Source organism: Cognatilysobacter segetis, from assembly GCF_004359965.1.
GTDB classification, from domain to species: domain Bacteria; phylum Pseudomonadota; class Gammaproteobacteria; order Xanthomonadales; family Xanthomonadaceae; genus Cognatilysobacter; species Cognatilysobacter segetis.
Genome location: NZ_SMRQ01000095.1, coordinates 1 through 5,185 on the forward strand (window position 1 = coordinate 1; position 5,185 = coordinate 5,185).

General features: G+C 70.1%; 6 protein-coding genes. 4 read left to right on the top strand and 2 right to left on the bottom strand.

Going from position 1 to position 5,185, the window contains the following annotated elements:
* A partial coding sequence (locus E4F61_RS13760) for a non-canonical purine NTP pyrophosphatase (RefSeq protein ID WP_274380541.1) occupies positions 1-193 on the bottom strand: 193 nt, incomplete at its 3' end.
* Between the two features lie 40 nt (positions 194-233).
* Positions 234-977 (bottom strand): ribonuclease PH, encoded by a 744-nt coding sequence (gene rph, locus E4F61_RS13765; protein WP_133477488.1) that lies wholly within the window; start codon positions 975-977, stop codon positions 234-236.
* Positions 978-1,058: 81 nt separating this feature from the next.
* On the opposite strand from rph, the gene E4F61_RS13770 reads away from it, so the two are divergent.
* From E4F61_RS13770 to E4F61_RS13785, 4 genes are all read left to right on the top strand, one after another.
* Entirely contained in the window at positions 1,059-1,907 is an 849-nt protein-coding gene (locus E4F61_RS13770; RefSeq protein WP_133480195.1) for a YicC/YloC family endoribonuclease, read from the top strand.
* A gap of 79 nt (positions 1,908-1,986) precedes the next feature.
* Positions 1,987-2,610: a guanylate kinase gene (gmk, locus tag E4F61_RS13775; protein ID WP_133480192.1), complete on the top strand. Its 624-nt coding sequence runs from the start codon at positions 1,987-1,989 to the stop codon at positions 2,608-2,610.
* A 120-nt stretch (positions 2,611-2,730) separates the two neighbouring features.
* Positions 2,731-3,027, top strand: a complete 297-nt coding sequence (gene rpoZ, locus E4F61_RS13780; RefSeq protein WP_133480193.1) for a DNA-directed RNA polymerase subunit omega — start codon at positions 2,731-2,733, stop codon at positions 3,025-3,027.
* 156 nt (positions 3,028-3,183) lie between these two features.
* On the top strand, positions 3,184-5,185 hold a 2,002-nt coding region (locus E4F61_RS13785; protein ID WP_133480194.1), incomplete at its 3' end, for a RelA/SpoT family protein.

Genomic DNA, 5,185 nt, shown 5'->3' on the forward strand with positions numbered 1-5,185 from the left:
GCGCCGGCAGCCCGCTGAGGCGCGCGGCGTGGCGCGCCTTGAGCAACGCGTTCTCGACGAAGGTCGCGCCCGTCTCGTCGACGTCCGCGATGCCGAGTGCCGACTGCGGCACGCACTCGAAGCCCAGCGGCCCGAGCAGGCGATCGAACTCGGCGAGCTTTCCGCGGTTGCCGCTGGCGACGACGAGCCTCATGGGCGGCATCGTCCTGCCGGGCCGGTGCAGGCCGCGTGGATCAGCGGCCCAGGGCCTCGCGCTGGAATGCGACGAGCTGCGCGATTCCGGCTTCCGCGAGGTCGGTCAGCGCTTCCAGTTCAGCGCGGCGAAAGGCATGGCCCTCGGCGGTGCCCTGCAGCTCGATGAAGCCGCCGCCGTCGTTCATGACGACGTTCATGTCGGTGTCGCAGTCGCTGTCCTCGGCATAGTCGAGGTCCAGCACCGGGACGCCGCGGTAGACGCCGACCGAGACCGCCGCCACGCCGCCGAAGACCGGGTCGCGCTTGATCTCGCCGCGCTTGAGCAGCCACTGCACCGCGTCGACCAGCGCGACGTAGGCGCCGGTGATCGCCGCGGTGCGCGTACCGCCGTCGGCCTGCAGCACGTCGCAGTCGAGCGTGATGGTGCGCTCGCCGAGCAACCGGCGGTCGACGCAGGCGCGCAGCGAGCGGCCGATCAGCCGCTGGATCTCCAGCGTCCGCCCGCCCTGCTTGCCGCGCGCGGCCTCGCGGTCGTTGCGGGTATTGGTCGAGCGCGGAAGCATCCCGTACTCGGCGGTGACCCAGCCCTCGCCCTTGCCGCGCAGGAAGCCGGGCACGCGGGCCTCGACGCTCGCCGTGCACAGCACGCGGGTATCGCCGAACTCGATCAGCACCGAGCCTTCGGCGTGGCGGGTGAAGCCGCGCGTGATGCGCACGGGGCGCAACTCGTCGGGTGCGCGGCCCGAGGGACGGGCGAAGGAGGCGGGGGCGGTCGCGCTCATGGCGATATCCGGGCGACGGCGCGTGAGCGTACCATCCACGCCCCGCGGCCCCGGCACCGAATCGCCATGTCCATCCGCAGCATGACCGCCTTCGCCAGCGGCGAATCGACCACGCCGTGGGGCACGCTCGCCTGCGAGCTGCGCTCGGTGAACCACCGCGTCCTCGAGATCGCGACGCGCCTGCCGGACGACCTGCGCGCGCTCGAGCCGGCCCTGCGCGAGCGCATCGCCGCGCGCATCAGTCGCGGCAAGGTCGACGTGAGCCTGCGCTTCCGGGCCGTCGAGGGCGGCGGCGCGCTGCAGGTCGACCGCGCGCGCCTCGCCGAGCTGTCGCGCCTGTCGCGCGAACTCGAAAACGAGTTCCCCGGCCTGCGCACCGACTTCTCGCAGCTGCTGCAGATCCCCGGCGTCGTGAAGGGCGAGGGTGTCGATACGGCCGCGCTGCAGGCCGACGCGCTTGCGCTGCTCGATGGCGTGCTGGACGAGTTCGTCGCGGCGCGCGAGCGCGAGGGCGCCAAGCTCGCGCAGGCGATCGTCGAGCGGCTCGACGGCATCGCCGCGATCCGCGAAACCGTGCGCGAATGCATCCCCGCGATCCGCGAGGGGCAGCGCACGCGCCTACAGTTCCGGCTGGCCGACCTGCCGGTGCCGGTCGATCCGGGCCGGCTCGAGCAGGAACTGGTGCTCGCGCTGCAGAAGCTCGACGTCGACGAGGAGCTGGACCGCCTCGACGCCCACCTCGCGGAGGCGCGCCGCGTGCTCAAGCTGCGCGAAGCGGTCGGTCGCCGGCTCGACTTCCTGCTGCAGGAATTCAACCGCGAGGCCAACACGCTGGGCTCGAAGTCGGTCGACAGCCGCACCTCATCGGCGGCGATCGACCTCAAGGTGCTGATCGACCAGATCCGCGAGCAGGTCCAGAACATCGAATGACGCCCCGGCCGGCGGGCCGCCAAAGCGGTTAGCATTCCGCCAGCCCGGCCCCGCCGACCCGCAGACCACGAAACGGCCCATGCGCGGAACCCTCTTCATCGTCGCGGCGCCTTCGGGCGCGGGCAAGTCGAGCATCGTCAACGCGGTGCTCGCACGCGACCCCAACATCGCCCTGTCGATCTCGTTCACCTCGCGCGCGCCGCGCCCGGGCGAGCGGCATGCCGAGCACTACCACTTCGTGACCGTCGACGAGTTCCAGTCGATGGTCGCCGCGGGGGACTTCTTCGAGCACGCGCTGGTGCACGGCGACTGGAAGGGCACGGCCCGGCAGTCGGTGGAGCCGCAGCTCAATGCCGGACGGGACGTGCTGCTGGAAATCGACTGGCAGGGCGCGCGCCAGGTCCGCGCCAAGGTGCCCGACGCGATCAGCGTGTTCATCCTGCCGCCGTCGCGCGCGGCCCTGCAGGAGCGCATGCGCAAGCGCGGGCAGGACAGCGAAGAAGTGATGCAGCAGCGCCTCGACGCCGCCCGCGACGAGATGAGCCACTACGGCGAGTTCGACTACCTCGTGGTCAACGAGGACTTCGAGTCGGCGGTGCGTGACATGTGCGCGATCTTCACCGCGAGCCGCCTGCGCCGCGACCGGCAGGTCGCGCGGCACTCGCGGCTGATCACGGCGCTGCTGGCCGACGACCCGTCCTGAGCCGGTCGGGCCCGCTAACTGACTGATTCCAAAGGAAAGGCTTGCCTCGACGCCGGGGCGGGCCTACACTGCCAGCCCCTTTCGCATCACGTGGCGCGCCAGTCGGCCGCCGGGAGCCCCATGGCCCGCATCACCGTAGAAGACTGCCTGAAGGTCGTCGACAACCGTTTCGAGCTCGTCATGATGGCCGCCAAGCGCGCCCGCCAGCTCGCCGGCGGGGTCGATGCCCAGCTCGACAACGAAGCCAACGACAAGCCGACCGTGCTCGCCCTGCGCGAGATCGCCGCGCGCCGCATCGACACCGATTACATCGATGCCGTCGAGAAGGCCGAGCGCGAGCGCAAGGAGCGCGAGGCGCTGGAATGGGCCGCCGCCGAGGTGGTCGCCGACGACGACCTGTCCAAGGGCGACGACTGATCCTCGCGTCGCACCGCGTGTTCCGGAAGCCCCGCCTCGGCGGGGCTTTTTCGTTGCAGCCCGCCGTCACGGATCGACGATCGCGGTGAACCGGCCGTGGATTCGGCGCGCGCAAAAGCGTTGCGCGTCGCAGGGCCCGCCGTATAGTCGGATTCGATGAGTTCCTTCGATCGCGTTGCCAGCCCGAAAGCCGCACCTTTGCCGGTCACGACCGACGAGGTGCCGGAGTACGTCCTCGAGCTCGAGCGCGCCGCCGCCTATCTCGACGACGACCAGCGCGCGCTGCTGCGCAAGGCCTGGCGGATCGGCGCGGAGGCGCATTCCGGCCAGACGCGGAAGTCGGGCGAGCCCTACATCACGCACCCGGTCGCGGTGGCGAAGGTGCTGGCCGAGCAGGGCCTCGACGTCGAGACGCTGATCGCGGCCATCCTGCACGACACGCTGGAGGACACCGAGCTCAGCCACGCGCAGCTCGCCGGCGAATTCGGCGACACCGTCGCCGAGCTCGTGGACGGCGTGACCAAGCTCGACAAGCTGCAGTTCCGCGACCGTCAGGAAGCGGCCGCGGAAAGCTTCCGCAAGATGCTGCTGGCGATGAGCCGCGACCTGCGCGTCATCCTGATCAAGCTCGCCGATCGCCTGCACAACATGCGCACGCTGGGCGCGCAGAGCCCCGAGTCGCGCAAGCGGATCGCGCGCGAGACGATCGAGATCTACGCGCCGATCGCGCAGCGCCTGGGCATGAACCTGTTCAAGGCCGAGCTGCAGGACCACGGCTTCCGCGCGCTGCATCCATGGCGGCATGCGGTGATCGCGCGACGCATCCTCACGCAGCCGGTGATGCGGCGCGAACTGATCGTGCAGATCGAGGCGAACCTCGCGCAGAAGCTCGCGAAGGAGAAGCTCATCCACCGGCTGGTGAGCCGGGTGAAGTCGCCGTGGAGCATCTACACGAAGATGCGCACGGAACATAAGTCGTTCAAGCAGGTGATGGACGTCTTCGGCTTCCGCGTCGTGGTGCGCAACGTGGGCGACTGCTACCGCGCGCTGGGCGTCGCGCACAGCGTCTACAAGCCGCTGGACTCGCGCTTCCGTGACTTCATCGCGATCCCGAAGGCGAACGGCTACCAGTCGCTGCACACGGTGCTGTTCGGGCCGTACGGGTCGCCGGTCGAAGTGCAGATCCGCACCGAGGAGATGGACCTCGTCGCCGAGCGCGGCATCGCGGCGCACTGGTCGTACAAGTTCGGTGGCGATGGCTTCAACAGCGCGCAGAACCGCGCGCACCACTGGATCACCAACCTGGTCGAGAGCCAGCGTTCGGCGGGCTCGTCGCTCGAGTTCCTCGAGAACGTGAAGGTCGACCTGTTCCCGGACGAGGTCTACGTCTTCACGCCGAAGGGCGACATCCTGTCGCTGCCGCGCAATTCGACCGCCCTCGACTTCGCCTACGCGGTGCATACCGACATCGGCAACACCGCGGTGGCGGCGCGCGTGGACGGCAAGCTGGTGCCGCTGCGCACCAAGCTCGCGAGCGGGCAGCGGGTCGACATCATCACCGCGCGCTCGGCGGCGCCCAAGCCGCAATGGCTCGAATTCGTCGTCACCGGCAAGGCGCGCACCGCGATCCGGCAGCAGCTCAAGCAGCTCGAGCACGAGGACGCCGTGCAGATCGGTCATCGCATGCTCGACCGTGCGCTGGAGGCGCTCGATACCTCGCTGGAACGCGTGCCGCCGCAGCGCCTGGAAACCTACCTCGCCGAGAACCGCTTTCCGCGCCTGGAGGCGCTGCTGGCCGAGATCGCGCTGGGCAACCGGATGCCGCAGCAGGTCGCGCTCGCGCTGGTGCGCGGCAGCGGCAACCTGCAGCGCCGCGTCGAGGATCGCGTGCATGCGCCGCAGGACCGCATCCTCATCACGGGCCACGAGAAGGGCGTCATCTCGTTCGCGAGCTGCTGCCTGCCGGTCCCGGGCGACGAGATCATGGGCTACCACACGGCGGGCCGCGGCATCGTCGTGCACCGCCTCGATTGCCCGAACGTCAACGAGTACCGGAAGTCGCCGGATCGCTGGGTGCCGATCGGCTGGGATCGCGAGGTGCACGGTGATTTCCACGCCGCGCTCAAGATCGAGGTCGACAACCGGCCCGGCGCGCTCG

What these genes read in the sequence shown, in the direction of transcription:
- rph (WP_133477488.1), bottom strand. Translation starts at nt 977, where the DNA reads ATGAGCGCGACCGCCCCCGCCTCCTTCGCCCGTCCCTCGGGCCGCGCA.
- E4F61_RS13770 (WP_133480195.1), top strand. Translation starts at nt 1,059, where the DNA reads ATGACCGCCTTCGCCAGCGGCGAATCGACCACGCCGTGGGGCACGCTC.
- gmk (WP_133480192.1), top strand. Translation starts at nt 1,987, where the DNA reads ATGCGCGGAACCCTCTTCATCGTCGCGGCGCCTTCGGGCGCGGGCAAG.
- rpoZ (WP_133480193.1), top strand. Translation starts at nt 2,731, where the DNA reads ATGGCCCGCATCACCGTAGAAGACTGCCTGAAGGTCGTCGACAACCGT.